Raw genomic sequence first — 26,706 nt, 5'->3', positions numbered from 1 at the left:
TCCTAATTGTCTCAGGTGGCAAGGCTGCCAATATTACTCCGCTGCGCGGACTGGGCGCGCACGGGCAGGCACTGGACAACGCACCATGCCGCTTCCGGCACCAGGAACAGCCAGATCAGCGGTTCGCCCGTGACGGCCAGCGCCCAGGCCATCCAGGTGGAGAACAAAAAACGCCCGGCCGCGTCGTATCGGCCGAAGCGCGGCTGCGGATCGGCGATGCGCAGCACCGACCACACCAGGACGATGCTTCCCATCAGGCAGGCGATCAGCACATGGAAAGTCGAAAATGCCGGCAGCGGCGCGCCGCCCAGGCGCTGGTTGACGGCGGATAGCTGGGCAAGCACCAGCGCGAAGGTCCACGGGGTGGCGAACGGCGCGGCCAGCGCCAGGTCGTAGATGGCGCTGGCGCGGACGATGCGGCGGAAAGTGGCGAGACTGGGTATGAAATTGAGCATATAGACTCCTGAAAGATGAGAGTCCAATGCTAAAGCCTGGAGTACACTCCAGGGTCAAGGAGAAAATATGCAGATAGGGGAAATTTCCAGCGCCACCGGCATCAGCCGCGACACGCTGCGCTTTTACGAAAAGCGCGGCCTGCTGCGCGCACGCCGCAGCGCCAACGGCTACCGCGACTATCCGCCGGAGGCGGTGGACTGGCTGTGCTACATCCGCACCGCGCAGCAGCTCGGCTTCAGCCTGAAGGAGATCGAGGCCGACCTGCCGCTGCTGGCCGCCCCGGACGCGTCGGCCGAACAGCTGCGCGAGGCGCTGCAAGCCAAGATGGCGGAGATCGACCAGCGCATTGCCGGCCTCACCGCCCTGCGCGGCGAACTGGCGCGCCGGCTCGGCGAGCCGATGGCGGACTGCCCGTTGCGCTAGCAGGCGGCTGGGGGCGCCATTTATTTGCAGGCTTTCATCTGCAAGCGCTCCGGCGCTTCCACTGGAATGCGCGTGCCATCGACTTCCAGGTCAGGCAAGGGCTTGGGCACGGTTTTCACCTGGCCTGCCTTGAGCTTGGCGACCAGCTCCCCGCAACCGGACAAGAAGTACGGCAGGCGGCCGGCCAGTTCCCACTTGCCGTCCCGCAGCGCCAGCAGCGCTGCGCCAACATGCGGCGCTTCCCCCACCAGCAGCACGTCGGCCTGGCCATCGCCAGTCAGGTCCAGCACAAAGGCGTCGCAATGCACGCCCTGCTGATACAGGCAGAGCGGCACGTCGACGCCATTGCTGCGCTGCCCGGCCCAGGCAGCCGAAGGGAAGCTCTCCGGCAGGCTGGCGCCTTTCGGCCACACCGCGAGATTGGCGCCGATATCCGCGCTGCTCAGTGCCGCCTTCTCCCCCTGCTGGCCGCGATATTGCTTGCGCAGCGCGGCGGCCGCGCCCGCGCGCCTGATTGCCGCGTCCGGGCCAGTGGCCGCCTTCAAGCGCTCCAGCGCGGCGCGCCCGTAGCGGGCGCCTTCGAATTTCAGGTATTCGTAGTCGAACTTGTCGGCTTTCACCGCGCCGCGTTCCAGCCGCGCCATCTGGCTGTCGACCGAGATGCGGGCCGGGTCGGCGATGGGCGTAAACAGCGCCAGCAGCACCGCCAGCACCAGCCATGCCGCCCCCACATTGGTCAGCGACAGCGTGCGCAGCCAGCTGCCGCGCTGAACCGCAGTGCAGGCGTAGCCCAGCGCATAGCAAACGGCCACCAGCAGGCAGGCGGCGGCGATCAGGCGGTCCGCACTCCAGCCGTAGTCGCCCACGCGCAGGCTGAGCGCATGGATGGCAATTGCCACCAGCGGCAACAGCATCAGCGCGCCGATACGCGCGCTCCAGCGCACCGCGCGCGCCACCGTGGCCTCCACTTCGCCGTTCTGGTAGGCGGCGTTGATCAGCACCACCAGCGTGCCGGCCGCGCCCAGCAGCACAATGGTGGCGTGGCCGGTCTTCCACAGCGTTTCCAGCCCCGTGAACGGCAGGCTGCCGAGGAAGCCCGCCAGCAGCAGCACCGTGACGGGCAGCAGCCAGGACATGAGCACCAGCAGCAGCGTGCGGATGCCGCGCACGATCGCTGGCCGCACGTCGGTGATGTGCATGGCGCAAGCGAAGGCGAAGCACAGCACCGGCGCGTTGAACCAGGCCTCGCGCAGCAGCAGCTTGAGGAAGTCCAGCTTGACCAGCATGAACAGCCCACTGCCCAGGCTGAGCATGGCCCACAGCGCCGCGACGAACAGCACCGAGAACGCGGCCTGGATGAAAAGCTTCCACGCGGTCTCGAAATACGTCGCGTAGCCGGCCAGGCGCCGGCCCTCCTGCACGCCCGCCATCACCAGCGAATGCGCGATGAAAAAGAAGGCCGCGCTGAACACGGTCACCAGCGCGGACGGCAAGCGGTCCTCCCTGCCCGCTCCGGCCGGGTGCTGCACCCCGCTGCGGCGCCAGGCGTCGTGCCAGGCCAGTGTGACGATTACCGCGGCCGCGACCGCCATCCACAGTGCCAGCTTGCGCCCGCCGATGTGGCCCAGGCTGGAGATCAGCAGGATGGGCAGCAGCACGCTTGCCATCAGCAGCGGCACGAACAGCAAGGGATCGGTGGCCGGCCAGGCGTTGCCGCTGTTGGCCCGGTGCAGCAGATACAGCAGGCAGCCCTGCAGCAGGCCGGCGGCCAGGCGCAGATAGCCGTTGCTGCGGGTGGTGGTGGCTTCGAGTACGGTCTGGGCGGAATCTGCCTGCATGCGGTCTTTCACTGGCGTAAGTTTGTCAATGTTGGCATTATTGCATGCGCCATCGGATTTGCAATACCAGCCATCTCCGCTGCGGCGCACAACCACGGCGCGCTGGCGCTATAATGGCTGGTTCCGATTTCCGCCCTTTGGTCCGCCTGTGAATCCACATCTCGATAAGCTGCAACCATATCCGTTCGAAAAACTGCGCCAGTTGTTCGCCAAGGCGGCGCCGAACGCCGACTATTCCGCCATCAGCCTGGGCATGGGCGAGCCGAAGCATCCGACGCCGCCCTTCATCCAGCAGGCGCTGATCGACAATATCAACGGCCTGGCCAGCTACCCGACCACCATCGGCTCGGAAGCGCTGCGCGGCGCCATCTGCGGCTGGCTGGAACGCCGCTACGGCATTCCGGCGCTGAATCCGGCCACCCAGGTATTGCCGGTGAATGGCTCGCGCGAGGCGCTGTTCGCGCTGGCGCAGACCGTGGTCGATCCGGCCGCCAAGGCGCTGGTGGTGTCGCCCAATCCGTTCTACCAGATTTATGAAGGCGCGGCCTACCTGGCCGGCGCCGAGCCATACTTCGTCAACTCCGACCCGGCCCGCAACTTCGGCTGCGACTACGACAGCATCCCCGCCTCGGTGTGGGAGCGCGTGCAGTTGCTGTTCCTGTGCTCCCCGGGCAATCCGACCGGCGCCGTGCTGTCGCTGACGGACTGGGAAAACCTGTTCGCGCTGTCCGAGCGCTACAACTTCATCATCGCCGCCGACGAGTGCTACTCCGAGATCTACCACGGCGACGAGCCGCCTTTGGGCGCGCTGCAGGCGGCCCACATGCTGGGCCTGTCCACCGTGGAGCGCCCGTACGCGCGCCTGGTGGTGTTCTCCAGCCTCTCCAAGCGCTCCAACGTGCCGGGCATGCGCTCCGGCTTCGTGGCCGGCGACGCCGACGTGCTGAAAAAATTCCTGTTGTACCGCACCTACCACGGCGGGGCCATGAGCCCTTCCGTGCAGGCTGCGTCGGTGGCGGCCTGGAACGACGAAACCCACGTCGAAGCCAACCGCGCCCAGTACCGCGCCAAGTTCGCCGCCATCACCCCGCTGCTGCAGCAGGTGATGGACGTGGCGCTGCCGGACGCCGGCTTCTACCTGTGGGCCGACGTCAGCCGCACTGGCCTGTCGGACACCGAGTTCGCCCAGCGCCTGTACGCCGAATATAATGTGACCGTACTGCCCGGCAGCTACCTGGCGCGCGAAGCGCACGGCGTGAACCCGGGCCGCAACCGCATCCGCATGGCGCTGGTGGCCGAGGCCGAGGAAGGCCTGGAAGCTGCGCACCGCATCGTCCAATTCTGCAAAAACCTGTCTAAATAAAAGAGAAGCATCATGACCCAACAACTGCAAAACATCATCGAACAAGCCTGGGACAACCGCGCCGAGATCAACCCTGCCAACGGCAGCGCCGAACTGCGCGACGCGGTATCGCACGTGCTGGCCGGCCTGGACAATGGCTCCCTGCGCGTGGCGCAGAAGGACACCGGCACCTGGGTGGTGAACCAGTGGATCAAGAAAGCCGTGCTGCTGTCGTTCCGCCTGGAGAACAACGTGGTGCTGCCGTCCGACGGCACCATGCAGTTCTACGACAAGGTACCGACCAAGTTCGCCAATTACACCGAAGCCGACTTCCAGGCTGGCGGCTTCCGCGTGGTGCCGCCGGCCGTTGCGCGCCGCGGCTCCTTCATCGCCAAGAACGTGGTACTGATGCCTTCCTACGTCAACATCGGCGCCTACGTCGATGAAGGCGCCATGGTCGACACCTGGGCCACCGTGGGTTCCTGCGCGCAGATCGGCAAGAACGTGCACCTGTCGGGCGGCGTGGGCATCGGCGGCGTGCTGGAGCCGATGCAGGCCAATCCGACCATCATCGAAGACAACTGCTTCATCGGCGCGCGTTCGGAGATCGTGGAAGGCGTGATCGTGGAGGAGAACTCGGTGATCTCGATGGGCGTGTACATCGGCCAGTCGACCAAGATCTACGACCGCGCCACCGGCGAAGTGAGCTACGGCCGCATCCCATCAGGTTCGGTGGTGGTATCGGGCTCGCTGCCGTCGGACGACGGCAAGTACAGCCTGTACTGCGCGGTGATCGTCAAGCGCGTCGATGCACAGACCCGCTCGAAGACCGGCATCAACGAACTGCTGCGCGGTATCTAAGACGGTTTTCCATCCCGGGGATCTTGAGGAGAGCACGATGGCAATGGACCGCCTGTTCCAGCTGATGAAGGAAAAGAACGCGTCGGACATGTTCTTCGCGGTCAATTCGCCAGTGCACATCAAGATCAACGGCAACCTGATCCCGATCAACCAGCAGAAGCTGGAACCGGAAAACATCCACACGCTGCTGGCCGAAATCTGCTCGCCCGGGCAGATGGCGGAACTGGAGCGCGAAAATGAGCTGAACATGGGCGTCTCGGTGCCCAACCTGGGACGCTTCCGCCTGTCGGCCTTCCGCCAGCGCGGCAGCATCTCGGCCGTGTTCCGCTTCGTGCCGGCCAACATCCCGGTGCTGGCCGATCTGGCGCTGCCGCCCATCCTGGCGGAGCTGATCATGGAAAAGCGCGGCCTGCTGCTGCTGGTGGGCGCCACCGGTTCCGGCAAGTCCACCACCATCGCCTCGATGCTGGACCACCGCAACGAGCTGCGCTCGGGCCACATCCTCACGCTCGAAGATCCCATCGAGTACCTGTTCAAGAACAAGAAATCCATCGTCAACCAGCGCGAGATCGGCAGCGACGCCAAGGATTTCCACACCGCGCTGCGCAACTCCATGCGCCAGGCGCCGGACTGCATCCTGATCGGCGAGATTCGCGACCGCGAAACCATGGCCGCCGCGCTGGCCTATGCGCAGTCGGGCCACCTGGTGCTGGCCACGCTGCACGCCAATAACAGCTACAACGCGCTGAACCGCATCATCAGCTTCTACCCGATCGAGAACCGCGCAGCGCTGCTGCAGGACTTGTCGTCCACCGTGAAAGCCATCGTCTCGCAGCGCCTGATCCGTTCGATCAACGGCGGCACGCGCACGGCGGCGGTGGAAGTGATGCTCAACACCCGCCACATCTCGGACCTGATCGAAAAAGGCGAAATCAGCCAGATCAAGGAAGCGCTGGAGAAAAGCCTGTCAGCCGGCTCGCAGTCGTTCGAGATGGCGCTGTTCCAGCTGGTGCAGCAGGGCCTGATCAGCCAGGAAGAAGCCCTGGCCAACGCCGACTCGGCCACCAACCTGCTCTGGCTGCTGAACAACGGCCCGGACAGCAAGCACGAGGAGCCGGAGCAGAAGGCGCCGGTGGCTGAAACCTCCTTCACCGAGTTCACGCTCAACACCTGACGCGCCTCAACGCGCTCCCGCCCCAGCCGGCGTAAACTTGCGATTTACCTCTGGCCGGAGGCACCCATGTCACCAGATCAGCTGGCCTACTTTTCCGGCTAGGCATCGATCATCGGCTTAGCCGTTTCGCTGGCGTCGCTCTCCTACGTGCGCAGCATCAAAGCGAATATAATCAAATTCAGGCGCAGACTGCGGCTGCAGCAAGTATGCGACGACGTACTCGACATTTGTCACGCCAATCAACTACGCCATCCGAAATGGCGCGGCAAAGTGGCCTCGCTGAAAGGCAATCTGCCGATCCATGTTTGGCACAGGTTCACCTCAAAGGGCCGCGCAATCATTGCCGTCCACTGCTTCCTGGACGCTGGCGATGCGCCTGCGCTAGTTGAGGCACTGGAGGATTTGCGGTCGTACTCGGAGGATCTATGAACCAGAGTAAGCGCCTTTACAAGGACATCGTTCGATGCACCCAAACCGCAGAACTACAATGGAGACAAGTAGACAAGGCGGCCTATCGGACAACAATCCGAAATGTAGATCAGGCATCGCGCGTATTCGAGGCAACCTGGACCAAGGACAATTGCGTCTGGACACTGGTTCTGGTTGAAAAAACATACCTCGCGCGTGAACATCTTCTCTTCCCACCTACAGAGATCCGCGACGCAAAACTGTTTATCTTTGAAGGGGCAAAGCTGGTCGACCTGCTCAGCGGCACTGATCTGAATCATGTCGAAACGTCCTGGCTGAGCAAGAATATCGCCTACGCCGCCCAGAAACCTCCCGCCAGTCTCGTGCCTTCGGACTAATTGCACTATCATTGCGTTTCCATATTTCTACTGCGCAGGTGACGCACGCCAAGCGCTCCTTTGCACAATGAATAACTCAGCAGCACACCGCCTTTCCACCCGCCTTGGATTTTTAACCGCCGGCATCACCATGGCCGCCTGGGCGCCGCTGGTGCCGTATGCAAAAGAACGGCTGCAGATCGAAGCGGCGCAACTGGGCATGCTGCTGCTGTGCCTGGGCATCGGCTCGCTGCTGGCCATGCCCATCACTGGCGCGCTGACCACGCGCTTTGGCTGCCGGCCTGTGGTGCTGGTGTCCGGCGCGCTGGTGTGCACCGTGCTGCCCTTCCTCGCCGTGGCGCCCTCGCCGCTGCTGCTGGGTGTGACACTGTTCCTGTTCGGCGCCACCATCGGCACGCTGGACGTGGCCATCAATGTGCAAGCGGTGCAGGTGGAAAAGGAAAGCGGCGGCGCACTGATGTCGGGCTTTCACGGCATGTTCAGCGTGGGCGGCATCGCCGGCGCGGGCGGCATGGCCGCGCTGCTGTGGGCCGGCATGGATACGCTGATGGCTTCCGTGCTGGTAGCCGCCGTGGCGGCGGCGGTACTGGCGGCAGCCGCGCCGAACCTGCTGCCCGCCCCGCCTGCCGCACACGCGGAGGCGGGCGCCAAGGAAGACACGCGCCTGTTCGTGGTGCCGCGCGGCGCGGTGGCCGTGATCGGCTTGCTGTGCTTCGCCTGCTTCATGGCCGAAGGCGCGGTGCTGGACTGGAGCGCGCTGCTGCTGACCACTTCCACCGGCATCAGCGCCGACCAGGGCGGCCTCGGTTACGCCGCCTTCGCCGTCGCCATGACGCTGGGCCGCTTCAGCGGCGACAAGATCGTGGCCCGCTTCGGCCGCCGGCGCGTGCTGCTGACGGGGGGGCTGTGCGCCGCCGCCGGCTTCTTCACCGCCGTCATTGCACCCTCGCCCGCCGTGGCGCTGCTCGGCTTCGTGCTGATCGGCCTGGGCGCGTCCAACATCGTGCCGATCCTGTTCACGGCGGCGGGCAACCAGCACGACATGCCGGCCGGCCTGGCGGTGGGCGCCATCACCACCATCGGCTACGCCGGCATCCTGGCAGGCCCTGCGCTGATTGGTTTTATCGCCCACGCCTCCAGCCTGCAGGTGGCCTTCGCGGGCCTGGGCTGCGCCATGCTGCTGGTGGCCGCCAGCTCGCGCTCGCGCATCGCCGCCTGACCCTGCCAGGCTCGGGGCGTGCCGCAGTCACGCTATAATGCTGCACTTCGGCCGCCGCCCGGCGCGGCCACGCTCCTGAACTTACGCATCCCATGATTACTCTCTACGGCATCCCCAACTGCGACACGGTGAAGAAAGCCCGCGTCTGGCTGGCTGACCAGCAGCACGAATTCACCTTCCACGACTTCAAAAAGCAGGGCCTGGACGCGCAGACCGTCGGCGGCTGGCTGCAGACACTGAGCTGGGAAGTCCTGGTCAACAAGAAGGGCACCACCTGGCGCGGCCTGCCGGACGAGCGCAAGGCCGCCGTCACCGACGCCGCCAGCGCCACCGCGCTGATGCTGGAGTTCCCCTCCGTGATCAAGCGCCCGGTGCTGCAAGGCGCGGGCGAGGCCTGCCACGTCGGCTTCTCGCCGGACGCCTACCGCCAGATCTTCGCCAAATGACAGCATCCTCCCGCACCCTGGCGCTAACCGAGAAGCTGCTCGGCCGCGCCTCCGTCACGCCCGAAGACAAGGGCTGCCAGGAACAGCTGATCGCGCTGCTGGAGCCGCTCGGCTTCGCTTGCGAGACCATCGTCTCCGGCGAGGTCACCAATCTGTGGGCGCGGCGCGGCACGGCCAGCCCGGTGCTGGTGTTCGCCGGCCACACCGACGTGGTGCCCACCGGCCCGGTCGAGCAGTGGTCGTCCGAGCCGTTCTACCCGACGCACCGCGACGGCAAGCTGTATGGCCGTGGCGCGGCCGACATGAAGACCTCCATCGCCGCCTTCGTGGTGGCCTGCGAGGAGTTCGTGGCCGCCAATGCGGACCATAAGGGCTCGATCGCCTTCCTCATCACCAGCGACGAGGAAGGCCCGGCCACCGACGGCACCGTGGTGGTGGTGGAAAAACTGAAGGCGCGCGGCGAAACCATCGATTTCTGCATCGTCGGCGAGCCGACCTCGGACAAGACGCTGGGCGACATGATCAAGAACGGCCGCCGTGGTTCGCTGTCCGGCCACCTGGTGATCAAGGGCATCCAGGGCCACATCGCCTATCCCCAGCTGGCGCGCAATCCCATCCACCAGTCGGCGCAGGCGCTGGCGGACCTGGTGGCCGAGGTCTGGGACCAGGGCAACGAGTACTACCTGCCCACCTCGTGGCAGATGTCCAACATCAAGGCCGGCACCGGCGCCAACAACGTCATCCCCGGCGCGCTGGAGATCGACTTCAATTTCCGCTTTTCCACCGCCAGCACGCACGAGCAGCTGCGCGCGCGCGTGCACGCCATCCTCGACAGGCACGGCCTGGAGTACGAACTGAAATGGACCCTGAGCGGCCTGCCCTTCCTGACCCCGCGCGGCACGCTGAGCACCGCCATGGCCGACGCGATCCGCGCCGAGACCGGCATCGAGACCGAGCTGTCGACCACCGGCGGCACCTCGGACGGCCGCTTTATCGCGCAGATCTGCCCCCAGGTGATAGAATTCGGCCCTCCCAACGCCAGCATCCACAAGATCGACGAGCACATCGAGCTGCGTTTCATCGATCCGCTGAAGAATATCTACCGCCGTACCCTTGAGAACCTGCTGCGCTGAACGCGGCGGCTCCATTTGCGAGAACAATAATGACCACTTCCATCTTCACCACCCCGCGCGACCTGCTGCGCTACGCCGTTACCCGCTTCAACACCGCCAAGCTGTTCTTCGGCCATGGCAGCGTGGAAGCGCTGGACGAAGCGGCTTACCTGATCCTGCACACCCTCAAGCTGCCGCTGGACAAGCTGGACCCGTTCCTGGACGCGCGCCTGCTGCCGCAGGAGATCGACGCCGTGCTGGCGGTGATCGAGCGCCGCGCCACCGACCGCGTGCCGGCCGCCTACATCACGCGCGAAGCGTGGCTGGGCCCATACAGCTTCTACGTCGATGAGCGCGCCCTGGTGCCGCGCTCCTTCATCGCCGAACTGATCCCGGACTACTTCTCGCCGTGGATGGTCGATCCTGAAGCCACCACCAACGTGCTGGAACTGTGCACGGGTTCGGGCTGCCTGGCCATCATGCTGGCCGAAGCGTTCCCGAACGCGCACGTGGACGCGGTGGACATCTCGAGGGACGCGCTGGACGTGGCCCGCATCAACGTGGACACCTACAAGCTGCAGGACCGCCTGGCGCTGATCGAGTCCGACCTGTACGCCAACGTGCCGGACAAGAAGTACGACCTGATCATCACCAACCCGCCGTACGTGAACTCCGGTTCGATGGCCAAGCTGCCGCCGGAATACCTGGCCGAGCCGCAGATCGCCCTGGAAGGCGGCGCGGACGGCATGGACCTGGTGCGCAAGATCGTGGCCGGGGCCGGCGAACGCCTGACCGACGAGGGCTTGCTGATCGTCGAAATCGGCAACGAGCGCGAATTCGCCGAGAAAGCCTTCGGCCACCTGGGCCTGACCTGGCTGACCACCAGCGCCGGCGACGACATGGTATTCCTGCTGACCGCCGACCAGCTTAAACTGTAAAGAACACGCTATGATCCGCTTTATTCAAGTAAGCCTGATGCGCGGCGTGAAGCCGCTGCTGGAGCAGGTTGATGTCACCCTCAATCCGGGCGACAAGATCGGCCTGATCGGCGCCAACGGCGCCGGCAAATCGAGCCTGTTCGCGATGATGCGCGGCGAGCTGCACCCGGACCAGGGCGAAATCGACTTCCCGGCCAAATGGCGCGTGGCTTACGTTGCGCAGGAAACCCCGCCGCTGGAACGCTGCGCCCTCGATTACGCCATCGACGGCGACGTCAACCTGCGCAAGCTGGAAGCGGAACTGGCGCGCCTGGAATCGGAACCGGCCACCAGCGAAAACGGCATCGCCATCGGCGAGGTGTACAGCGCGCTGGCCGATGCCGACGCCTACACCGTGCAGTCGCGCGGCGAACAGCTGCTGCTGGGCCTGGGCTTCACGCTGGACCAGATGCAGCTGCCGGTGGCCAGCTTCTCGGGCGGCTGGCGCATGCGCCTGAACCTGGCGCAGGCGCTGATGTGCCCTTCCGACCTGCTGCTGCTCGATGAACCGACCAACCACCTGGACCTGGACGCCATCATCTGGCTGGAAGACTGGCTGAAGCGCTACGCAGGCACGCTGATCATCATTTCCCACGACCGCGACTTCCTCGATGAAGTGGTAAACGTGGTGGTGCACATCGACGAGCGCAAGCTGAAGCGCTACTCGGGCAACTACTCGTCCTTCGAACGCCAGCGCGCAGCGCAGATGATCCTGGCCGCCGGCGCGCTGGAAAAGCAGCAGCGCAAGCGCGCCCACCTGGAATCGTTCGTGAACCGCTTCAAGGCGCAGGCCTCCAAGGCCCGCCAGGCGCAGAGCCGCATGAAGGCGCTGGCCAAGATGGAAGAACTGGCGCCGCTGCGCGCCGCCGCCGAGTTCTCGTTCGAATTCCGCGAGCCGCTCAGCGCTCCGAACCCTTTGCTGGTGATGGAAGACGTGGACGCGGGCTACAAGATCGAGAACGAAGCCACCGGCGACATCACCACCAAGAGCATCGTCCACGGCATCAACTTCTCGCTGCAGATCGGCCAGCGCATCGGCCTGCTGGGCGTGAACGGCGCGGGCAAATCGACGCTGATCAAGACCATCGCCGGCGAGCTGTCGCCGCTGACCGGCGACGCCACCATGGGCAAAGGCCTGAACATCGGCTACTTCGCCCAGCACCAGGTGGAAATGCTGCGCCACGACGAATCGCCGCTGTGGCACCTGGCCAAGATCGCGCCGACGGTGCGCGAGCAGGAGCTGCGCAATTTCCTGGGCGGCTTCAACTTCCCCGGCACCATGGTCACCAGCTCGATCGCGCCGTTCTCCGGCGGCGAGAAGGCGCGCCTGGCGCTGGCCTTGATCGTGTGGCAGCGCCCCAACCTGCTGCTGCTCGATGAACCGACCAATCACCTGGATTTGGAAACGCGCGAAGCGCTGACCGAGGCGCTGGCGCAGTTCGAAGGCACGCTGGTGGTGGTATCGCACGATCGCCACCTGCTGCGCGCCACCACCGACCAGTTCATCATTGTTGCCGACGGCAAGCTGCAGCCCTTCGACGGCGACCTGGACGACTACAAGGACTGGCTGTTCCAGACCAAGCTGGGCAAAGGCACCGACGTGCTGCCGGCTGCTGGCAAGGGCAACAAGACCGACTTCCCGGTGGCCTCGCCGGTGGCGCCCGCCTCCGCGCCCGTGGTCAACAACAAGGACCAGAAGCGCCTGGACGCCGAGCAGCGCCAGAAGCTGTCCGCGCTGCGCAAGCCGATCGAGAACAAGATCAAGCGCCTGGAAGAGAGCATCGCCAAGCGCAACGGCCAGAAGGCCGAAGTGGACGCGGCGCTGGGCGACAGCGCCATCTACGACGCGGCCAACAAGGCCAAGCTGAAAACCCTGCTGACCGACCAGGCCTTCTACACCAAGGACCTGGCCCAGCTGGAAGGAGAGTGGCTGGAGTTGCAAGAACAGCTGGAAGCGCTGGCGGCATAAGCGCGGCGCGCCTGTAACTTGCAGGGCGGGTTAGCGCACGGCGCGCAACCCGCCAAAGCCCGCGCGCCGTATCGACATCAGCTTGTCGATATCAACCACAATCAGCCGCCTCCCCGCCTGCGTGCTGCCCAGCCCGAGCAGGTAATCCACATTCGCCAGCCCCGGCATGGGCTGGATGCTGTCCTCCGCCAGCGTGACGATGTCGGTCACGCCGTCGGTCACCATCCCCATCACGCAGTCAGTCAGCTTGAGGATGATCACGTCGGTGCGCGGATCGTGCACCGGCGGGCGCGGTCCGAACGCGATGCGCATGTCCACGATGGGCATGATCACGCCGCGCGACACCGCCACGCCGCTGATCACCTCGCCGTCCGCCGAGAAGCGCTCCAGCGCATTCAAGGGACGCAGTTCCTGCACATTGCGGTAGTCCAGCGCATATTCCAAGCCGCCCAGGCGAAAGCTCAGGTACTGGCGCAGCCCGGCGTCGGCAGCGCCCTGCAAGGTCGAGGATTGCATGATGATCCTTTCACGGTAGGATGACGCGTTCACCATCCTACCCGGCGCGGCTAGCGCAAGTGTTGATTGGAGTCAACGTTATCGGCGCAACACGGGCGCGTGGCAAACAGAAGCCAACCCGCTACAATGGGACGCGCTTCCCCCATCTCGAACAACGGCAACCCGAAGGCGAAACTATGTACCAGTGGCTCAAGCGCTTGATCGGCGGCGGCGCGCCGCGCAGCACGCCCCAGCCCGCCCGCGCCCAGCCGCCCGCGGCGTCCGCAGCGGCATCCACCGCAGCACCGCCGGCGGCGCCTGCCGCCCCGATCGCCGAAGCGCTCGCGGAAGCTGGCGCCGGGACCGCCCCCAGCGTGCCGGCCGCGCCCACCTTCGAGCAAAAAGACCTGCTCAACAGCCGCTACAACCGCTGGCTGTTCGGCGCCGCGCACCAGGACACGCTGGAAACCAGCGCCCCTGAAAAACGCATCCTGCAAACCCTGTCCGGCATCGCCAACTCGCCCGGCTCCGGCGCGGACCTGATGCGCCGCATGCCCGGCCTGATCCCGCAATTGCTGCAAAGCCTGCGCAGCGAGCACTTCGCCGGCGCCGATATCGCCCGCAAGATCTCCAACGACGTGGTGCTGGTGGCGGCCGTTATCCGCCTGGCCAACGGCGCCATGCTGCCCGGCGCGCAAGCCATCACCAGCGTGGAGCACGCCGTCATCGTGATCGGCCAGGAAGGCCTGCGCCAGCTCATCACCACGGTGGCCTTCAAGCCCATCATCGACCTGAATTCAGGCCACTACACCAAGCTGCTGGCGCCGCGCATCTGGGAACAGTCCGAACGCTGCGCCGGGGCCAACCGCGCGCTGGCTGGCCCGCTCGGCGTGGAGCCGTTCGACGCCTTCCTGGCGGGCCTGGTGCAGAACGCCGGCCTGCTGGTATCGCTGCGCATGATGGACCAGGAGGCCGGCGGCGCCAAAGACCTGGGCAGCCCCATGTTCTGCGCCCAGCTGCTGCGCAGCGCGCGCCTGGTCTCGGCCGCCATCGCGCAGGACTGGAACTTTGCGCCGGCCGTCACGCAAGCGGTGCGCGAGCTGGACACGCTGCAGAAAGGCGTGCAGCTGTCGGCCATGGGGCGCCTGCTGTCGCTGGGCGACTACCAGAGCAAGACAGCCATCCTGGCTGAACAGGAACAACAAGAGAGTCAAGAGAACACCCAATGACGCAACCAGATCCTTCCCTGCCGCTGGCCGGCATCCGCGTGCTCGACCTCACCCGCCTGCTACCCGGCCCCGCCGCCACCATGCAGCTGGCAGACCTGGGCGCCGACATCATCAAGATCGAAGACCCCGGCCCCGGCGACTACGCGCGCGTGATGGGCCCGGTGCGCAGGGAAGTGTCGCAATTCTTCGTGGCGGTCAACCGCGGCAAGCGCTTTATGCGCCTGGACTTGAAGGACGCCGGCCAGCGCGAACAGCTGCTGGCCCTGGTGGAGCAGGCCGACGTGCTGGTGGAAAGCTTCCGCCCCGGCGTGATGGACAAGCTGGGCCTGGGCTGGGAGGTGCTGCGCGCACGCAATCCCAAGCTGGTGATGTGCGCCATCTCCGGCTACGGCCAGGACGGCCCATACGCCATGCTGGCCGGGCACGACATCAACTACACCGGCTACGCCGGCATGCTGGACCAGAACGCCGGCCCGGACGGCCGCCCCGCCCTGCCCAACCTGCAGGTGGGCGACCTGCTGGGCGGTGCTCAGGCCGCGCTGCAAGGCATCCTGGCGGCGCTGGTGGCGGTGAAGATGGGCGGCGCCGGCCGCTTCGTGGACGTGTCGATGACGGACGCGGTCTTCGCCTACAACATCATGCCGCTGGTGGCGGTCAACAACGGCGGCGACGCCGCGCCGGGGCGCGACCTGCTCACCGGTGGGGTGCCCTGCTACAACGTTTACCGCACCAGCGACGGCCGCTACATGGCAGTGGGCGCGCTGGAGCTCAAATTCTGGCAGGGCTGCTGCGACGTGCTGCGGCGCCCCGATCTGAAAACGCGGCACTGGCAGCTGGGCCAGCAAGTAGCCGGCGAAGATGCGCTGGCGGTGCAGGCCGAGCTGGACACCATCTTCGGGCAGCGCACGCTGGCCGAGTGGACCGAAGCCTTCGCTGGCAGCGACTGCTGCGTCTCGCCCATCCTGCGCACCAGCGAGGCGCTGGCGCATCCGCTGTTCCAGGCGCGCGGCATGGCGGCGCGCGCAGAGCATGAGAGCGAGGGCGAGTACTGGGCGGCGGCCGGCCCGCTCAAGTTCAAGGCATGAACATCAATCCCGACGAGGTCGAGTTCAGCGCCATTCGCGCGCAGGGGCCGGGCGGGCAGAACGTCAACAAGGTGTCGAACGCAGTGCATGCGCGCTTCGACATTGCCGCGTCCTCGCTGCCGGACGCCATCAAGGAACGCCTGCTCGCGCTGCGCGACACGCGCATCACCAAGGACGGCATAGTGGTGCTCAAGGCGCAGCAGGCGCGCAGCCTGGAAACCAACAAGGAAGAGGCGCTGCGGCGCCTGCAGGAGCTGGTCGACAGCGTGGCCGTGCTGGCCAAGCCGCGCCGCGCCACGCGCCCCACGCGCAGCTCGCAGCGCAAGCGGCTCGATGGCAAGACCAGGGATGCCGCGGTCAAGAAGCTGCGGGGGAAGGTGGAGATGTAGGGTCCGGCGGCGGCAAGGACGGCGAATTGGCGGCCCAGTCCACCGAGCCGCTGCTGCCGGCGAAAATGGCGGCGATGCCGGACGTGCTGCCGCGCAGCCTGGCCTTGATTTCCTTGGGCGCGCGGTCGTACGGCGCGCCAAGGTCCGGGTTGAATTTCATTTCGCGCACAATGGTGTCGCCGGTCACGATCTGCACCGTGCAGCGGCCGTGGCCAATCACGGTTTCCTTCTGCTTGCGCACCAGCGCCGCCTGCTCCAGCGCTACTGCCTCCTGCGCCTTGGCTTCCTTCACCGTGAGCGACAGCTTGCCCACCGAGCGCAGGGCCGGTCCCACCGAGACGGCCATTTTCTGGAACAGCGCCAGCTGCTCCGGCGTCAGCATCACTTCCTGCTTGCGCACGCTGGTGGCCAGCGTGAGATAGTTGCGCAGCTCGGGCTCGCCGGCGATGGCATCCAGCTCCGCCTTGAATTTCTGCGCCTGCGCGCCGAAGCGGCCGGCGCGTTCCGTGTGCTCGGCTATCGCCTGGTCGTATTTGGCGGTATCCGGTACCAGCGGAAACAGCAGCATCTCGGTCTGCCTGCGCGGGCCGGCACGGCCCACCTCGATGCGGCGCGCCGCGATGGCACACCCTTCGGCGCTCTTGATCAGCACTTCGTCGGCGATGATCTCGCAGTTGCTGGCCTCGCCGATCACCACCCGCGTGCCGGAAATGACGCAGCTCTCGGCCCGGCCCAGCACCACTTCGCCCAGCTTGGTCTGGATCACCGCGCCCGAGGCCACGCCCTTGACCGCCACGTTGCCGCCGGCGTTGACGGCGCTCCCGCCCACCAGGTTGCGCTGCAGCGCGATATTGCCGCCGCGCGAAACGATGTTGCCGAACACGTCGCCGTGAATGGTGATGTTGCCGCCTTCCACCACGCGCTGCTCCTGCACCTCGCCGAATTCCTCGTACTCGCCGGTCAGCTGCAAATTGCCGGTGGTGCGCACGCTCACGCCCTCGCGGCTGATGATCTTGGGGCCGATCGAAATCTTCTTGCCGGCGTCGACGCTGATGAAGCCTTCCACCGCCGACACCAGGTATTCCACCCCGCCGGCCTGCTCCAGCATGGTGCCCTCGCCGGCCACGCTGCTCAGCTCCAGGTCACGCGGCTCGGGCGGTTCCAGCGGTATGCCGGACAGTTCATAGCCGCGCAGCCCGGGCGAGCGCGGCACCTTCCTGAGCAGCTTGACGTGCGGCTGCACCTGGGGGAAGCGGTTCTGGAAAGTGTGCAGGTCGAAACGGCCGTTTGCCATCTCGCGCGGGGCGTTGCTGCGGTGGATGCTCTGCGAGACTTCGACAATGGCGGCGTCGCGGCCCGGCGTGGCGTTCAGCCTGCGCGCGGCGATCAGCCGCACCACGCGGCCGGCGGCAATGGTGGCCTTGACGGCCGGCGCATCGATGCCGAAACGGATGCCCTTGACCCACATGTCGGCCACAAACTCGTCGAAATTGAGCCGCGCCGGCTCGGGCGGCATATCGGCCACGTTGAAAAACACCGGCTCGAAATAGTACTCCGCCTCGCCATTGACGATGCGTACCGATTTATACAGTTCGCGCCGGCGCGCCTGGAAAGGCTCCACGCTGCCGGCAAAGCGTATCAGCTGCTGGTCCTTGAGGTTCTGCGGCAGCTCGGCGCCCACGCCGTACAGCACGCGGATGAACACCGCGTAGTCCAGTCCCGCGAAATAGGCCCCGGCCAGAAAGTAGTGGTTGACGCCGGCCAGGCAGGCCGCCGCCGCGGCGTCGCCCTTGAAGAAGACGCCGTCCGCGCGCTTGACAATGGACGGCGGCAGCTCGCCTTCCGCTGGCGAATCTGCGGCCTGGACGTCGTTCTGCACCACGCCTCCTTAATCCGGCTCGACGCTGTAAGTCCAGTCCAGCGACCCGAGGGAGTCGGAGAACAGGCTCTCGTAGCCTACGTGCGGCCCGCGCAGGAAGGTTTTACCGTCTTTGGGCGCCATCAGGTTGGCCGCCGGCGCGCCCTCTTTCAGCGGCATGCTGCGCACCAGCGTCTCGCCTGCCACCATCTGGATCTTACACCGGGCCAGCCCGTTTGAGGCCTGCTTCTGCTTGCGCAGCTCTTCGACCTGCGCGCGCCGCACCATCTGCTGCGATTCGGCCGCCTTCATTTTCTGCAGCAAATGGCCCACGGTCTTGAGCTGCGGCTCGACGGCCGCCGCCATCTTCTTCAGCTGCGGCGCCTGCTCGGGCGTCAGGGTCAGCTCGCCCTTGCGCATCTGCGCCGTCAGCGTCATGTAGCCGCGCACCTGGGGAATGGCGGTGATCTGCTCGGCCTCCTGGCGGAACTGCTGGCGCAGCTGTTCCAGCGCGTCGATCTTGCCCACCAGGCCGGCGATCTCGCCGTTGAGCGGCCCCATGTCCGGCACTTGCACCAGCACCAGCATTTCACTCTGCTTGCGCGGGCCGGCGCTTTCAATCTCGATGCGCCGTGCCGCCACCGCGCAGCCCTCCGCCAGCCCTAGCTTCACCTCGTCGGCCAGGATCTCGCAATTCGACGCTTCTTCGATGAAGACCCGGGTGCCGACAATGACGCAGCTCTCGGCACGGCCGGCGATGCGGATTTCGCCGTCGCGCGTGTGCAGGGTGGAACCGGACGCCACGCCCTTGACCTTGATGTCGCCCTTGACGTTGTAGGCGCTGCCGCCCACCAGGTTGGAACCGAGGATGATGGTGCCGCCGGTGGAGTTGATGTTGCCGAACACGTTGCCGCGGATGGTGATGTCGCTGCCATCCACGGCGCGCAGTTCCTGCACGTCGCCATGCTCCTCGAAGGCGCCAGCCAGGGCCAGGTTGCCCGTGGTGCGGCCGCTCACCCCTTCGCGGCTGACGATCTTGTCGCGCACGGAAATCCTGCCGCTCTTGGTATCGACGTCCAGAAAGCCGTCCTGCGCGGCCACCAGGAATTCGCCGTCCGGCGTATTTTCGATCACGGTGCCGTCGCCCACCCAGCGGCGGAAATCCAGGTCGGCCGGCGGCTGCGGCAGCAGCGCGGTGCCGGCCATCTCCAGGCCCTGCGCGCCGGCCTGGCCGGGCACTTTCTTCAGCAGGCGCATGCCTTGCCGGATTTGCGGAAAGCGGTTCTGGAAGCTGTTCAGGTCCACCCGGCCATCGGCTTTCTCGCGCGGCGCGTCGCTGCGGTGCAGGTCCTGCGACACTTCCACCACATGCGCATCGATGCTCTTGCCCGGCTCCAGCCGGCGCGCCACGGTGCTGCGGTCGCCGCGCGCGGAGGCGATGCCGGCCTTGACGTTGTTGGCGTCGATGCCGAAGCGGATGCCCTTGGTCCACAGGTCGGCCACAAACTCGTCGAAGTCCAGCTTCACCGGACGCTCGGGGATCAGGGTGCCGTCGGGCAGCTCCATGGCGTCCAGGAACAGCGGCTCGAACACATACTCGGCCAGCTCGCCGTCCATTTTCACTGCGCGATACAGCGCGCGGCGCTGCGGATCGAACATGCGGATTACGTCGGCGATGCGGATCAGCGCCTGGCCGGGCGGCCCCGGCGGCAACGGCGGGCCGATGTTGAACAGGGCCTTGGTGAAGACGGCATAGTCCAGCCCGGCCAGGAAGGCGCCGGCCGAGAATATCTGGTTGATGGCCGCCACAAACACCGGCCCCTGCAGGGAAGCGTCCAGATACACCCCATCCGGGCGCTGGATGACGCCATGGGGCAACGCTGTCGCGGCAGCTTCTGCTACTTTGTCCACCACAAATCTCCTCCCGACATACGGCAAGGGCCAGCGGCGTGCCCTACACGCGGCCGGCATTCTCACAAGTAACCAATGTTACACGCAAGTCAAGAATGAAAGGGGATTTTCGGTAGCTGGATGAGGCTTCCATACGACGCCGGCGGACAATATCGCGCCGGCTTGAGATGGATCAACGGCGCGGTGGCAAAGCGTAGACTTCGGCGCCCGCTTCATTGATCTGGCGGCGCAGGTCGCGGCGCTCGTCGGCCGTCATGCGGACCCGGCGCGACGCCTCGGCATTGTTGGTGCTATCCTGCAGCATGCGGCGGCGCTCCTCGGCGCGGATTTCCATTTCGCGATGGGCGCGTTCGCGGTCCTCGTTGCGGGAACGGTCGCTGCGCTCTTCCTTGCGCTGCTGCGGATTGTCGGGACCAAAGGCCAAGGCCGGCAAAGCCGAACCCAGCAGGGTACAGACGGCCAGCGCTCCCACGGAAGCGCGGACCAGCTTGGACGCTTGGCGCGCCGCGTTCAGTTTGTCGGGATGCTTGTTCATGGGATTCCTCTGTAGCTTACTGCCATGCGTCCAGTGTATGGACATTTCCCCCCGGGGGTAAGACCAATTGGGTAAAGTTTGTAACAGTTTGTAATGGGTTGGCAATGACATTTGCCTCCGGCGAATATGACGTTACCATAGCAACATAATTAAGACAATTCTGACAGCGTGACAACTATGACTTCGACTGATTCCAGCAACAGCCCCAGCACCGCCAACAGCGGCGGCCATCAAGCCAAGATCATGGTGGTGGACGACGACGTCCGCCTGCGCGACCTGCTGCGCCGCTACCTGACTGAACAGGGCTTCAACGTCTTCACGGCGGAGAACGCCACCGCCATGAACAAGCTGTGGCTGCGCGAGCGCTACGACCTGCTGGTGCTGGACCTGATGCTGCCGGGCGAAGACGGCCTGTCGATCTGCCGCCGCCTGCGCGGCGCCGGGGACCAGACGCCCATCATCATGCTCACCGCCAAGGGCGAGGACGTGGACCGCATCGTCGGCCTGGAAATGGGCGCGGACGACTACCTGCCCAAGCCCTTCAACCCGCGCGAGCTGGTGGCGCGTATCGGCGCCGTGCTGCGCCGCAAGCAGCCCGACGAGATTCCGGGCGCGCCGTCGGAAACCCCGCAGACCTTCGAGTTCGGCCAGTTCGTGCTGGACCTGGGCACGCGCACGCTGAAGAAGAGCGGCGAGACCGTGCCGCTGACCACCGGCGAATTTTCGGTGCTGAAGGTATTTGCGCGCCACGCGCGCCAGCCGCTGTCGCGCGAGAAGCTGATGGAACTGGCGCGCGGCCGCGAGTACGAAGTGTTCGACCGCAGCCTGGACGTGCAGATTTCGCGCCTGCGCAAGCTGATCGAGCCGGACCCTTCCAGCCCGCTGTACATCCAGACCGTGTGGGGCCTGGGCTATGTCTTCATCCCGGAGGGTCAGCCGCGCTAGCTTGCGAGGTAGCGCCGTATGAAACTGTCCCGCTATATTCAACTGAGTTCGCTGAAGAGCGGTCTGTTCTGGCGCACCTTCCTGCTGATGGGCGTGCTCACCACGCTCAGCATGTCGGCCTGGGTCGGCCTGGTGAGCGTGCTGCAGCGCGAACCGCAGGTGCAGCAGATTTCGGCCCAGGTGATCTCGGTGGTCACCATCACCCATGCCGCCCTCACCCACTCCGCGCCCGAACTGCGGCGCGAGCTGCTGTTCGAACTGGTGTCGAATGAAGGCATCCGCGTGTTCACAATGGAGGACGACGACGAGGTCGAGCCGCCGCCCGCCAATTCCCTGATGCCCGACATCGAAACGCTGGTGAAAGCCAAGCTGGGCGCCGACACGCGCTTTTCGCGCAGCGTGAACGGCATGTCCGGCTTCTGGGTCAGCTTCAACATCGGCGAAGACCGCTATTGGCTGATGCTGGAGCGCGAGCGCATCCACGGCATGACCGGCGTGCAGTGGCTGGGCTGGGCCAGCGTGGTGTCGGTCGCCTCGCTGCTGGGCGCGGCGCTGATCTCCAGCCTGATCAACCGTCCGCTGGCGCGCCTGACCGCCGCCACGCGCGAACTGGCGGAAGGGCGCCGCCCGGACAAGCTGCCTGAAATCGGTCCGGCAGAGGTCATCCAGGCCAACCGCAGCTTCAACCAGATGGTGGAGGACTTGCAGCAGGTGGAGTCCGACCGCGCCGTGATCCTGGCCGGCATTTCGCACGACCTGCGCACCCCGCTGGCGCGCATGCAGCTGGAAGTGGAGATGGCCAGCCTGTCGGATGAAGCGCGCGAAGGCATCCAATCCGACATCGGGCAAATGGACGCCATCATCGGCCAGTTCCTGGACTTCGCCAAGCCGACCGAGGCTTCCACCTTCACCACGGTGGACATCACGGCGCTGCTGGCGGAAACCGCGCACGAAGCGGCGCGCCTGCCCGACGTGCGCATCACCACCGACATCGCCGACAGCGCCACGGTGCTGGGCAACCCGACCGACCTGAAGCGGGTGCTGAACAACCTGATCGAGAACGCGCGCCGCTACGGCAAGACCCCGGATACCGACTACACCGAAATCGACATCAAGTGCAGCGTGAAAGGCATGCACACCTTCAAGCGCGTGACGATAGAGGTGCAGGACCATGGCGCAGGCGTGCCGGACGACCAGATCGAAGCGCTGCTGAAACCCTTCACGCGGCTCGACAGCGCGCGCGGCCAGGCCAACGGCGCCGGACTGGGACTGGCGATTGTCGACCGCGTGCTGCTGCGCCACGGCGCCGAACTGCAGGTGCGCAACCGCGAAGGCGGCGGCCTGCTGTTCCAGATCACAATGAAGGTCATGGCATGACCATGCGGCCAGGCGCATCGCCCTTGCCCACCGGCGGCCAGCCGCTATAATCTGGCATGCCCGAAAATACCCTCCCCCGCCCTACTCAGCCCGCCGCATCCCTGTCCACCTTGTCGAGCCGCGTGCTCGGCCTGGCCAACCTGGGCCTGGCGGTGGTCGACTCGAAACACCGCATCGTGCTGTGGAACCAGTGGATGGCCAGCCATTCCGGGCTGTCGGCCAGCCGCGTGCAGGGCAGCGACCTGTTCGAGCTATTCGAGGAATTGCGCGGCCAGCGCGTGGAACAGGCGGTGCACAGCGCGCTGCAGAACGGCACGGCGGCCAGCCTGCCGCACGGCCTGAACCGCGCCCCCTTCCCGCTTTACCCGTCCGGCACCTGGGGTGGCGAACGCATGGAGCAGGCCGTGTCGGTGACGCCGTTCAACGAGGGCAAGGAAAAATACTGCCTGATCGAGGTGAGCAACGTCAGCAGCACCATGGGCCGAGAGCGGCAACTGCGGGTGCAGGCCGAAGCGCTGCGCGCGCAATCGTATGTGGACGGCCTGACCGGCATCGCCAACCGCCGCCATTTCGACGTGGCGCTGAGCCGCGAACTGAAACGCGCCAGCCGCAACGACAGCGCTCTGTCGCTGCTGCTGATGGATATCGATTCATTCAAAGCCTACAACGACCATTTCGGCCACCAGCAGGGCGACGCCTGCCTGACGCTGGTCGCCGAAGCCTTTGCCGCCACCCTGCAGCGCCCGGCCGACCTGGCGGCGCGCTACGGCGGCGAGGAATTTGCCGCCGTGCTGCCGGACACCGACTCGGCGCAGGCACAGATCGTGGCCGAAGCCATCCGCGCGCGGGTGGCCGGGCTGGACGTGCCGCACGCCCCCGCCGCCGCCCATCCCAACGTCACGCTCAGCATCGGCGTGGCCACCTTCAGCAAGAGCGACCTGAACGACGCGGCCGCCATGCTGGGCGCCGCCGACCGCGCGCTCTACGCCGCCAAGAAAGCCGGCCGCAACTGCGTCATCGTCGGCACGCCGGAAGTTCAACCGGCATCGCCGGCGGCATAGGCTTCGCCGGTGGCGTAGAACTGGCCGCCCGCGACGTAGTGCAGGCTGCGCCAGCAGGGATCGGCCGATTCGAACGCCAGGCGCAGCGCCGACGGCGCACTCAATCAGCACGGCGGCAATCCGCTCCGCGACGGCGCAATCACACTTCCCACCCGTGCGTCGGCCAGCGCCAGCTGCAACACATGCCGCCCCCCCCCTAACGGCCGGCCGGGACGATGCGTGACAATGTGTGTATCTCGCGCGGCTGCGTGTCCTGTATAAACACGTTTCGACTAACCGGAGTACCTGTGCATGCGCTTGGTCCCAATATTAAATCTCGCGCTGGCGGCCGTCCTGCCGCTGTCCGCCTCGGCTCAGCCAGCAGACGGAAGGCCCGAGTACAAATTGAAAGCCGACGCCCCGCGCACCGGCACCAACATCTTGCATGACCTGATCGTCTCGCCGCTGCCTTACAACAAGACTTACGCCCAGCTCTCGCCCGACGACAAGCGCATGCTGCGCGGCTTGTACGAGCACATGGGGCCGGACGACGAACCGCCATTCCCGCTGCGCGGCTACAAGACCATCTTCAAGGCCTTGTCGGAAATTCAAGGCAAAATGCTTGTCGTAGGCGAACTGGACATCGCTGTCATGGTCGACGCCAATGGCGAAGGCAGCAGCGTGACCATCTACAAGGCGCCTGACCCCGAAATAGCACGGGTGGTGGCGACGCTGATGATGCTAGAAAAATACAAGCCCGCCCTGTGCAGCGGCAAGCCATGCGAGCAGGCCTTCCCCTTAAGAGCGCACTTCAGCGTGACCCCTAGGCCTTGATGCCAGCGATTGCCGGCGGATGGGATTAAGCAGAAGCCCACTTGCCTTCGTACACCGGGTTGCCCTCGTCGATATGCAGGGTGATGCGGATGGGCAGTTTTCCGGACAGCGGGGCGAAGTGGGCATCGACCTGGGCCAGCAGCGCCTTGCCCACCGTCTCCACCAGCGCGGCCGTGCGGCCGGGCGTGATGCGCAGGTTCAGGTAGACGAATATCTTGTCCGGCGCGCCGTCCGCCACCGCGTGGTGCGGCGCGGGATAGGCCAGCACGCGCGTGCCGTTCAGCGGGAAGACGGCGTGGCCGCTGCCGTCCTGGAGTTGCACCAGCGTGCGCGACAGGCGCGCGCACAGGGTTTGCATGTCGCTGTGCGCGTCGAGGTTGCCGCAGTAGTCTATGGTCAGGTGCGGCATGAGGTGGAGGCCCTTAAAATCAGCTGAGGTTCGATGCGGGTGCAGCGCTCGGTGGGCTTGCCGTCGATGATGGCCAGCAGCTTCTCCATCGCGGTCGCCCCCATGCGCTCGCTTTGCAAATCCACGGTGGTCAGCGCGGGCGAGCTGTAGTTGCCGAACTGGATGTTGTCGAAGCCCGCCACGGACATATCGCCGGGCAGCCGGAAGCCCAGCGTCTGCGCGGCCTTCATGAAGCCCAGCGCCATCAGGTCGTTGTAACAGATCAGCGCATCCGGATGTTCCGCGCCCAGCATGATGGACGAGCAGATGCGCTCCCCTTCCAGCGACGACGGCGAATCGGTGTCGTACACCGTCAGTTGCTGGCCGTGCGCGGCCAGGCATTCGCGCACGCCGTCGCGGCGCTCTTCGTCCCGGCGCGACCTGGAAAAGCCCAGGTAAGCAAACCTGCGGTGCCCCTGCGTCACCAGGTGGCGCGTGAGCATGTAGGCGGCGCGCTGGTCATCGCCCGCCACCGTGGGCATTTCCAGCCCGGGCATGCGGCCGAAGAACACCAGCGGCCGGTCCATCTCCACCAGCCAGCCCAGCTCGGCCTCCTGCAGGCGCGAGAATACCAGCATGCCGTCCACGCGCCGGCTCAGCGCTTCCAGCAGATGGCGTTCGCGGTCCGGGTTTTCCTCCGTGTCCACCAGCAGCACGGTGTAGCCGTGCGCCTGCGCCACGCGGTTGGCGCCCTTGACAATGCTGGTGAAATGCGGATTGGAGATATCCAGCACCGACAGGCCCACGGTCTTGGTGCGGCCGGTGATCATGGACTGCGCCAGCGGGTTGGAGCGGTAGCCCAGTTCCGCGATCACACGCTTGATGGTGTCTTCCACCGGCGGCGAAAAGCGTTGCGCGCCGTTGACGAATTTGGACACGGTGGCAGTCGATACCCCTGCTGCAGCGGCGACGTCGCGGATGGTCGGGACACTTTTCTTCATGTGGCGGATGGGCACGGTAAGCATGGAAGTTAAGAAGACGATCTTATCATGACGAAAACGTTTATCTGCTAATCTTGCCCCCATGATGATGCAAAGGATTTCCAGCCCATGCAAGCTAACAAGCTGAAGCTGGCCGCCGCCGCCGTAGCAGCCATTTCGGCGCTGGCGGTGTGGGGCGTCATGCAGCACGGCGCCCGCCGGACCGCGCTGCACGCCAAGCCGCCGGCCTACGCCGCCCATGCTCCCGCTGCTGCGCCGGCGCAGGGCAGCTGGTTCAGTGCGGTCGGCGGCCCGCCGGCCGGCGAAGCCGGGCCAGCCGCCGCCGTGCCGCTGGCCCGGCAGGTGGACCAGCTGGTAGCCGCAGGCAAGCCGGAAGACCTGTACCGCGCCTACAACCTCATCGACGATTGCATGACGTTCCAGCGGCTGGGCACCCTGCCCTTCCTGCATTTCCCGGAGCAGCGCGACATGACAGCCGCGGAGAAGGCCGGCGAGGCCCTGGTCTGCGCCAGCCTCACCGAGCTGCACCGGCGCGCCCGCATCGACTACCTGGCCGCAGCCGCGAAGGCGGGCGTGCCGGGCGCCGACACCGCATTCATGGTGGCCGGGCCCTTTGGCGACCGCGACGCGCTCGCCACCCGCCCGGACGATCCGCTGGTGGTGGAGTGGCGGCGGCAAGCGCTGGCCCAGCTGACCAGCCAGGCCCTGCAGGGCGACCTGGGCAGCTTGAACACGCTGTGGACCGGCCATCTGAGCGGCTGGATCGCCATCCCCAGGGATCCGGTGCTGGCCTACACCTACCACGCGGCGCTGCAGCGCATCGACCACGACCAGAATCCCGACGTGGCAGACGGGCCGTACAGCGGCAATATGTTCGCTTTCCTGAAGGACGGCCTGACGCCGGAACAGCTGGCCGCCGCCAATGCGAAGGCGGATCGCATTGCCCTGAATTTCCACCAGCGCATGGCAGCGCAAGAAGCGAAGCAATAAACCGCC

26 protein-coding genes and 1 pseudogene are annotated in these 26,706 nt (G+C 66.0%); 18 read left to right on the top strand and 9 right to left on the bottom strand.

The annotated features are described in order from the left end of the window. Positions 1–11: 11 nt before the first annotated feature. Positions 12–455, bottom strand: a complete 444-nt coding sequence (locus AC6H42_RS15685) for a hypothetical protein (protein WP_497548449.1) — start codon at positions 453–455, stop codon at positions 12–14. 67 nt (positions 456–522) lie between these two features. Here AC6H42_RS15685 and AC6H42_RS15680 point away from each other — a divergent pair, with 67 nt between their 5' ends. Further along, complete coding sequence (locus AC6H42_RS15680) at positions 523–879, top strand: MerR family transcriptional regulator (RefSeq protein WP_057157904.1); 357 nt, start codon at positions 523–525, stop codon at positions 877–879. A 20-nt stretch (positions 880–899) separates the two neighbouring features. Here AC6H42_RS15680 and AC6H42_RS15675 read toward each other — a convergent pair whose 3' ends face one another. Beyond that, on the bottom strand, positions 900–2,717 hold the full coding sequence (locus AC6H42_RS15675) for a DUF4153 domain-containing protein (protein ID WP_497548448.1): 1,818 nt from the start codon (positions 2,715–2,717) through the stop codon (positions 900–902). Positions 2,718–2,865: 148 nt separating this feature from the next. Here AC6H42_RS15675 and dapC point away from each other — a divergent pair, with 148 nt between their 5' ends. The 9 genes from dapC to AC6H42_RS15630 all read left to right on the top strand — a co-directional run bounded on the left by dapC (position 2,866) and on the right by AC6H42_RS15630 (position 12,623). Then, positions 2,866–4,080 (top strand): succinyldiaminopimelate transaminase, encoded by a 1,215-nt coding sequence (dapC, locus tag AC6H42_RS15670; protein ID WP_057157903.1) that lies wholly within the window; start codon positions 2,866–2,868, stop codon positions 4,078–4,080. Between the two features lie 12 nt (positions 4,081–4,092). After that, positions 4,093–4,920 (top strand): 2,3,4,5-tetrahydropyridine-2,6-dicarboxylate N-succinyltransferase, encoded by an 828-nt coding sequence (gene dapD, locus AC6H42_RS15665; protein WP_057157902.1) that lies wholly within the window; start codon positions 4,093–4,095, stop codon positions 4,918–4,920. 37 nt (positions 4,921–4,957) lie between these two features. Further along, a complete protein-coding gene (locus AC6H42_RS15660) occupies positions 4,958–6,094 on the top strand; it encodes a PilT/PilU family type 4a pilus ATPase (protein WP_057157901.1) in 1,137 nt (378 codons plus the stop codon). Positions 6,095–6,519: 425 nt separating this feature from the next. Next, on the top strand, positions 6,520–6,900 hold the full coding sequence (locus AC6H42_RS15655) for a hypothetical protein (RefSeq protein ID WP_157201154.1): 381 nt from the start codon (positions 6,520–6,522) through the stop codon (positions 6,898–6,900). Positions 6,901–6,967: 67 nt separating this feature from the next. Further along, positions 6,968–8,119: an MFS transporter gene (locus tag AC6H42_RS15650; RefSeq protein WP_497548447.1), complete on the top strand. Its 1,152-nt coding sequence runs from the start codon at positions 6,968–6,970 to the stop codon at positions 8,117–8,119. 92 nt (positions 8,120–8,211) lie between these two features. After that, on the top strand, positions 8,212–8,565 hold the full coding sequence (locus AC6H42_RS15645) for an ArsC family reductase (protein WP_057157897.1): 354 nt from the start codon (positions 8,212–8,214) through the stop codon (positions 8,563–8,565). Further along, positions 8,562–9,698: a succinyl-diaminopimelate desuccinylase gene (gene dapE, locus AC6H42_RS15640; protein WP_057157896.1), complete on the top strand. Its 1,137-nt coding sequence runs from the start codon at positions 8,562–8,564 to the stop codon at positions 9,696–9,698. The genes AC6H42_RS15645 and dapE overlap by 4 nt, the downstream gene beginning before the upstream one ends. 29 nt (positions 9,699–9,727) lie before the next feature. Then, positions 9,728–10,615 carry a 50S ribosomal protein L3 N(5)-glutamine methyltransferase gene (prmB, locus tag AC6H42_RS15635; protein WP_057157895.1) on the top strand — a complete coding sequence of 296 codons (888 nt, stop codon included), beginning with the start codon at positions 9,728–9,730 and terminating at the stop codon, positions 10,613–10,615. A 10-nt stretch (positions 10,616–10,625) separates the two neighbouring features. Next, positions 10,626–12,623, top strand: coding sequence for an ATP-binding cassette domain-containing protein (locus AC6H42_RS15630; RefSeq protein WP_057157894.1), 1,998 nt, complete (start codon positions 10,626–10,628; stop codon positions 12,621–12,623). 30 nt (positions 12,624–12,653) lie between these two features. On the opposite strand, the gene AC6H42_RS15625 is transcribed toward AC6H42_RS15630, so the two are convergent. Further along, complete coding sequence (locus AC6H42_RS15625; protein ID WP_057158074.1) at positions 12,654–13,139, bottom strand: chemotaxis protein CheW; 486 nt, start codon at positions 13,137–13,139, stop codon at positions 12,654–12,656. A gap of 176 nt (positions 13,140–13,315) precedes the next feature. On the opposite strand from AC6H42_RS15625, the gene AC6H42_RS15620 reads away from it, so the two are divergent. The 3 genes from AC6H42_RS15620 to arfB are packed head-to-tail and all read left to right on the top strand — an operon-like array spanning position 13,316 to position 15,821. Further along, positions 13,316–14,347 (top strand): HDOD domain-containing protein, encoded by a 1,032-nt coding sequence (locus tag AC6H42_RS15620; RefSeq protein ID WP_497548446.1) that lies wholly within the window; start codon positions 13,316–13,318, stop codon positions 14,345–14,347. Next, positions 14,344–15,432 (top strand): CaiB/BaiF CoA transferase family protein, encoded by a 1,089-nt coding sequence (locus AC6H42_RS15615; protein WP_057157892.1) that lies wholly within the window; start codon positions 14,344–14,346, stop codon positions 15,430–15,432. The genes AC6H42_RS15620 and AC6H42_RS15615 overlap by 4 nt, the downstream gene beginning before the upstream one ends. Next, complete coding sequence (gene arfB / locus AC6H42_RS15610; RefSeq protein WP_057157891.1) at positions 15,429–15,821, top strand: alternative ribosome rescue aminoacyl-tRNA hydrolase ArfB; 393 nt, start codon at positions 15,429–15,431, stop codon at positions 15,819–15,821. The genes AC6H42_RS15615 and arfB overlap by 4 nt, the downstream gene beginning before the upstream one ends. Here the strand turns inward: arfB and AC6H42_RS15605 are convergent. From AC6H42_RS15605 to AC6H42_RS15595, 3 genes are all read right to left on the bottom strand, one after another. After that, the gene (locus tag AC6H42_RS15605) at positions 15,790–17,700 is read right to left on the bottom strand and encodes a flagellar assembly protein A (RefSeq protein WP_057157890.1); all 1,911 of its coding nucleotides are present in this window, start codon (positions 17,698–17,700) and stop codon (positions 15,790–15,792) included. The genes arfB and AC6H42_RS15605 overlap by 32 nt on opposite strands. A 9-nt stretch (positions 17,701–17,709) precedes the next feature. Further along, positions 17,710–19,590 (bottom strand): flagellar assembly protein A, encoded by a 1,881-nt coding sequence (locus AC6H42_RS15600; RefSeq protein ID WP_229418335.1) that lies wholly within the window; start codon positions 19,588–19,590, stop codon positions 17,710–17,712. Positions 19,591–19,762: 172 nt separating this feature from the next. Further along, complete coding sequence (locus AC6H42_RS15595; protein ID WP_229418334.1) at positions 19,763–20,125, bottom strand: hypothetical protein; 363 nt, start codon at positions 20,123–20,125, stop codon at positions 19,763–19,765. A 177-nt stretch (positions 20,126–20,302) separates the two neighbouring features. Between AC6H42_RS15595 and ompR the strand changes: the two genes are divergently transcribed. The 3 genes from ompR to AC6H42_RS15580 are packed head-to-tail and all read left to right on the top strand — an operon-like array spanning position 20,303 to position 23,508. Further along, complete coding sequence (ompR, locus tag AC6H42_RS15590; RefSeq protein ID WP_057157888.1) at positions 20,303–21,070, top strand: osmolarity response regulator transcription factor OmpR; 768 nt, start codon at positions 20,303–20,305, stop codon at positions 21,068–21,070. An 18-nt stretch (positions 21,071–21,088) separates the two neighbouring features. Further along, positions 21,089–22,447, top strand: a complete 1,359-nt coding sequence (locus tag AC6H42_RS15585) for an ATP-binding protein (protein WP_497548445.1) — start codon at positions 21,089–21,091, stop codon at positions 22,445–22,447. 56 nt (positions 22,448–22,503) lie between these two features. Then, positions 22,504–23,508 carry a sensor domain-containing diguanylate cyclase gene (locus tag AC6H42_RS15580; RefSeq protein ID WP_497548444.1) on the top strand — a complete coding sequence of 335 codons (1,005 nt, stop codon included), beginning with the start codon at positions 22,504–22,506 and terminating at the stop codon, positions 23,506–23,508. On the opposite strand, the pseudogene AC6H42_RS15575 reads toward AC6H42_RS15580, so the two are convergent. Further along, positions 23,484–23,591 (bottom strand): annotated as a pseudogene (locus AC6H42_RS15575) (flavin reductase); the annotation flags it as partial. The gene AC6H42_RS15580 and the pseudogene AC6H42_RS15575 sit on opposite strands and share 25 nt — an antisense overlap. Before the next feature lie 301 nt (positions 23,592–23,892). Between AC6H42_RS15575 and AC6H42_RS15570 the strand changes: the two are divergent. Next, entirely contained in the window at positions 23,893–24,321 is a 429-nt protein-coding gene (locus AC6H42_RS15570; RefSeq protein WP_057157885.1) for a hypothetical protein, read from the top strand. Positions 24,322–24,346: 25 nt separating this feature from the next. Here the strand turns inward: AC6H42_RS15570 and AC6H42_RS15565 are convergent, their stop codons facing one another. Continuing rightward, entirely contained in the window at positions 24,347–24,730 is a 384-nt protein-coding gene (locus tag AC6H42_RS15565) for a 5-carboxymethyl-2-hydroxymuconate Delta-isomerase (RefSeq protein ID WP_057157884.1), read from the bottom strand. Beyond that, the gene (locus AC6H42_RS15560; RefSeq protein ID WP_057158072.1) at positions 24,718–25,710 is read right to left on the bottom strand and encodes a LacI family DNA-binding transcriptional regulator; all 993 of its coding nucleotides are present in this window, start codon (positions 25,708–25,710) and stop codon (positions 24,718–24,720) included. Before AC6H42_RS15560 ends, AC6H42_RS15565 begins: the two co-directional genes overlap by 13 nt. A gap of 108 nt (positions 25,711–25,818) precedes the next feature. On the opposite strand from AC6H42_RS15560, the gene AC6H42_RS15555 reads away from it, so the two are divergent. Further along, the gene (locus tag AC6H42_RS15555) at positions 25,819–26,700 is read left to right on the top strand and encodes a hypothetical protein (protein WP_497548443.1); all 882 of its coding nucleotides are present in this window, start codon (positions 25,819–25,821) and stop codon (positions 26,698–26,700) included. The last annotated feature ends 6 nt before the right edge of the window (positions 26,701–26,706 follow it).

It is taken from the genome of Massilia sp. NBRC 108631, from assembly GCF_059704565.1.
Note: the sequence above shows the minus strand (reverse complement) of the source record. Positions and strands in the feature narration are given on the sequence as shown.